Annotated in this window: 6 protein-coding genes; all 6 read left to right on the forward strand. The window is 62.9% G+C overall.

All coding sequences use genetic code 11. The annotated features are described in order from the left end of the window. The coding region (locus VNT00_RS06445; protein WP_325585664.1) for an anthranilate synthase component I family protein at positions 1–1001 on the forward strand (1001 nt) is incomplete at its 5' end. Positions 1002–1020: 19 nt separating this feature from the next. After that, the gene (locus tag VNT00_RS06450; RefSeq protein ID WP_325585666.1) at positions 1021–1587 is read left to right on the forward strand and encodes an aminodeoxychorismate/anthranilate synthase component II; all 567 of its coding nucleotides are present in this window, start codon (positions 1021–1023) and stop codon (positions 1585–1587) included. A gap of 11 nt (positions 1588–1598) precedes the next feature. Beyond that, positions 1599–2636, forward strand: coding sequence for an anthranilate phosphoribosyltransferase (trpD, locus tag VNT00_RS06455; RefSeq protein WP_325585668.1), 1038 nt, complete (start codon positions 1599–1601; stop codon positions 2634–2636). Then, entirely contained in the window at positions 2633–3421 is a 789-nt protein-coding gene (gene trpC, locus VNT00_RS06460; RefSeq protein WP_325585670.1) for an indole-3-glycerol phosphate synthase TrpC, read from the forward strand. Before trpD ends, trpC begins: the two co-directional genes overlap by 4 nt. Positions 3422–3493: 72 nt before the next feature. Next, positions 3494–3946, forward strand: a complete 453-nt coding sequence (locus VNT00_RS06465) for an HIT family protein (RefSeq protein WP_325585671.1) — start codon at positions 3494–3496, stop codon at positions 3944–3946. A 337-nt stretch (positions 3947–4283) separates the two neighbouring features. Next, a partial coding sequence (locus tag VNT00_RS06470; RefSeq protein ID WP_325585673.1) for a DEAD/DEAH box helicase occupies positions 4284–4623 on the forward strand: 340 nt, incomplete at its 3' end.

Genomic DNA, 4623 nt, shown 5'->3' on the forward strand with positions numbered 1-4623 from the left:
GCACCTACCTGGTCGTTTACGCCGACCCGCAACAGCCCGAGGCCTATGCCAACGCCCGGCGGCGCATCAAGGACCTACGCGAAAAGCTGCGCATGCCGGTCGTCATTCCCTACGCCTATTCCAGCCTGCAAACCGACTCCCGGCGCGACTTCAAAAAGGAAGACTACCTGGCCGCCGTGCTCAAGGCCAAGGAATACATCGCCGCCGGCGACCTCATGCAGGTGCAGATCAGCCAGGTCATCGCCAAGCCCTACCGCGATTCGCCGCTGTCGCTGTACCGTTCGCTGCGTTCGCTGAACCCCTCGCCCTATATGTACTACTGGGATTTCGACACCTTCCACGTCGTGGGCTCGTCGCCTGAAATCCTAGTGCGCCAGGAAACCATTACCGAAGCCGATCGCGACCAGACCCTGGTCACCATCCGTCCCCTGGCGGGCACGCGCAAGCGTGGCGGCACCCCCGCCGAAGACGCTGCGCTGGCCGCCGAGCTGCAGGCCGACCCCAAGGAACGCGCCGAACACGTCATGCTCATCGACCTGGCGCGCAACGACGTGGGCCGCGTGGCGCAAACCGGCTCGGTCAAGGTGACCGACACCATGACCATCGAGCGCTACTCGCACGTGCAGCACCTGGTTTCCAACGTCAGCGGCGTGCTGAACGAAGGCATGAGCAATATGGACGTGCTGCGCGCCACCTTCCCCGCGGGCACGCTGACCGGCGCCCCCAAGGTGCGCGCCATGGAAATCATCGACGAGCTCGAGCCCGTGCGGCGCGGCATCTACGGCGGCGCCGCCGGCTACCTGAGCTACAGCGGCGAAATGGACGTGGCCATCGCCATCCGCACCGGCATCGTCAAGGACGGCATGCTGTACGTGCAGGCGGCCGCCGGCATCGTGGCCGACTCCGACCCCGAAAAAGAATGGCAGGAAACCGAGGCCAAGGCGCGCGCCGTATTGCGCGCCGCCGAGAAGGTCCAGTTCGGCCTGGACGAACCTATCTAATGCCCATCGGAGACCCGCCATGCTATTGATGCTCGATAACTACGATTCCTTTACCTACAACCTGGTTCAATATTTCGGCGAACTGGGCGAAGAGGTAAAAGTGCTGCGCAACGACCAGACCACCGTCGAGGAAATCGCCGCCCTGCAACCGGCCCGCATCTGCGTTTCGCCCGGCCCCTGCTCGCCGGCCGAGGCGGGCATTTCCGTGGCGCTGATCCAGGCCTTTGCAGGCAAGGTGCCCATTCTGGGCGTATGCCTGGGCCACCAGGCCATCGGCGCCGCCTACGGCGGCAACATCATCCGCGCCAAGACGCAGATGCACGGCAAGACCTCGGCCATTACCCATACGGGCTCCGACGTCTTCAAGGACCTGCCTTCGCCCTTTACCGTAACGCGCTATCACTCGCTGGCCATCGAACGCGGTTCGCTGCCCGACTGCCTGGAGATCACCGCCGAAAGCGAAGACGGCGAGATCATGGGCGTGCGCCACAAGACCCTGCCCGTCTACGGAGTACAGTTCCATCCTGAATCCATACTCAGCGAGCACGGCCACGCGCTGCTGCGCAACTTTCTGACAATTCAATAAAAGGAATAACAATGACCACCGCCATCACCCCCACCGAAGCCCTGGCCCGCTGTATCGAGCACCGCGAAATCTTCCACGACGAAATGCTGCACTTGATGCGCCTGCTGATGCGCGGTGAGCTTTCGCCGCAAATCGCCGCCGCCCTCATCATGGGGCTGCGCGTCAAAAAAGAGACCATCGGCGAAATCACCGCGGCGGCCCAGGTCATGCGTGAATTCGCCCTGCAAGTGCATACCCCCGACCCCGGCAACCTGCTCGATATGTGCGGCACCGGCGGCGACGGCTCCAACACCTTCAATATTTCCACCGCCTCCATGTTCGTGGCCGCCGCCGCCGGCGTCAAAATCGCCAAGCACGGCGGACGCAGCGCGTCGTCGTCCTCCGGCAGCGCCGACGTGGTCGAGGCCCTGGGCATCAACATCAACCTGTCTCCCGAGCAGATCGCCGAGAGCATCGAACAGACCGGCATCGGCTTCATGTTCGCGCCGGCGCATCACGGCGCCATGAAGAACGTGGCCGCCATCCGCAAGGAACTGGGCGTCAAGACCATTTTCAACATCCTCGGCCCGCTCACCAACCCCGCCAACGCCGCCAACCAGCTCATGGGCGTGTTCCACTCCGACCTGGTCGGCATCCAGGTTCGCGCCATGGAGCGCCTGGGCTCCAAGCACGTGCTCATCGTGCACGGCAAGGACGGCATGGACGAAGCTTCGCTGGGCGCCCCCACGCTCGTGGGCGAACTCAAGGACGGCACCATCCGCGAGTACGAAATCCACCCCGAGGATTTCGGCATGTCCATGATGTCCAACCGCTCGATCAAGGTGAGCAATCGCGACGAGTCGGCTACACTGATCATGCAGGCGCTCGAAAACGTTCCCGGCGCGGCGCGCGACATCGTCGGATTCAACGCCGGCCTGGCCATCTATGCCGGCAACAAGGCCAACTCCATACGCGAGGGCCTGGACAAGGCATTCGAGCTTATTTCCAACGGGGCGGCCCGGGCCAAGCTCGAGGAATTCCGCACCTATACTCAAAAGCTGCAATCATGAACGACATCCTGAAAAAAATTCTCGACACCAAGAAGGCCGAGGTCGCAACGGCCCGCCAGATGCGCAGCGAGGCCGACCTGCTGCGCGAGGCCAAGAATCGCAAGGACGTGCGCGGCTTCATCCGGGCCATCGAAGAAAAAATCTCCCAGGGCAAGCCGGGCGTCATCGCCGAAATCAAGAAGGCCTCGCCGTCCAAGGGCGTCATCCGCGAAAACTTCAACCCGGCCGAAATTGCCGCCTCGTACGCGGCGCACGGCGCGGCCTGCCTTTCCGTGCTGACCGACGTGCAGTTCTTCCAGGGTTCGTACGACTACCTGCGCCAGGCCCGCGCCGCCTGCTCGCTGCCGGTGCTGCGCAAGGATTTCATCATCGACCCCTACCAGATCGTGCACGCCCGCGCCCTGGGCGCCGACTGCATACTGCTGATCGTCGCCGCGCTGAGTAAAACCCAGCTTATCGAACTGGAAAGCCTTTCCATCGAACTGGGCATGGATGTCCTGGTGGAAGTGCACGAACAGGCCGAGCTGGAAACCGCCCTGCAGCTGAAGACCAGCTTGCTGGGCATCAACAACCGCAACTTGCGCACCTTCGAGACCTCGCTGCAAAACACCATAGACCTGCTGCCCCTGGTCCCCGAGGGCAAGCGCGTCGTCACCGAAAGCGCCATCCTTACCCGCGACGACGTCGCCCTCATGCGGTCGCACAAGGTCGACGCCTTCCTGGTCGGCGAGCGCTTCATGCGTGCCGAGGAGCCCGGCCTGGCGCTGCAGGAGCTGTTCTACTGATCCAGCCCGCCGCAACGCGGCTTTGTCGCGGCGCCGGCGGCGCCTTCCAACCAGGAAACACCGAGACCTCCCATGCATTCCGGCAACTGCCCACTGTGCAACCCCGAAAACGACCATGACGTGCTGTGGCGCAACGACAAGCTGCGCGTCATCGATGCGGGCGAGCCCGACTTTCCGGGCTTCACCCGCGTGATCTGGAACGACCACATCGCCGAGATGACCGACCTGGATCAACAAGACCGCCAGTCCATCATGGACGCGGTCTGGATGGTGGAAAGCGTCATGCGCCACGAGCTCATGCCCGTCAAGGTCAACCTGGCGCAATTCGGCAACTACGTTCCGCACGTCCACTGGCACGTCATACCGCGCTGGCCGCTGGACAGCCGCTACCCTGATGCCGTCTGGGCCCCCGCGCGCGAACGCAGCTTCGAGCAGCAGCTTGCCTGGGACGTGTTCCGCGAGCAGCAGGACAACCTGCTGACCTCTTACCACGCCACGCTGCGCGACGTGCTGGACACGCTGTAAACGCGCAATCACCGTAAAAACAACCGCTTGCCGTCGTTTTGTTACAACATGGTACTTTCCCTAATGCATGAAACCCGCCTATAATTGCCGCACTGCATTTTCAATGCGTCGACATTTTCATACAGCGCATGCTGTGTCATAGCAGTTGACTGAAACCTCAGCACCCATGTCGAACGCCATCGCTCCCTGACCCCCGAGCCTTTTCCGTTGCCTGTGCCACGCACACGCTGCACATGAGGTTGATTGGTCGGCACGATGCTCCAATCAACCAGCGCACGGGCTCTCAATCTACGCCCCGCGCCAGTGCATGCCGTTACGCAACGGCAAAGGATCTCGCATGTCTTTCGAAAACCTGGGTCTTGAGCCCTCTATTCTGTCGGCCATCGCCAAGACGGGCTTCACCGAGCCGACCCCGGTACAGCTGGCTTCCATTCCCAAAGCCTTGCAGGGCAAGGACTTGATGGTGTCGGCGCAAACCGGCAGCGGCAAGACCGCCGCCTTCATGCTGCCGGCGCTCAACCGCATCGCCGGCATGCCCGCCAATAAAGGCGCCGGCGTGCAGGTGCTGGTGCTGACCCCCACCCGCGAACTGGCCATGCAAGTGGCCGATGCCACCAAAGCCTATGGCGCCCATCTCAAAGACCTGCGCATTGCCGTCGTCGTGGGCGGCATGCCCT

The sequence above is a fragment of the Eoetvoesiella sp. genome, from assembly GCF_035555955.1.
In the GTDB taxonomy this organism is placed as follows: Bacteria; Pseudomonadota; Gammaproteobacteria; order Burkholderiales; family Burkholderiaceae_B; genus Eoetvoesia.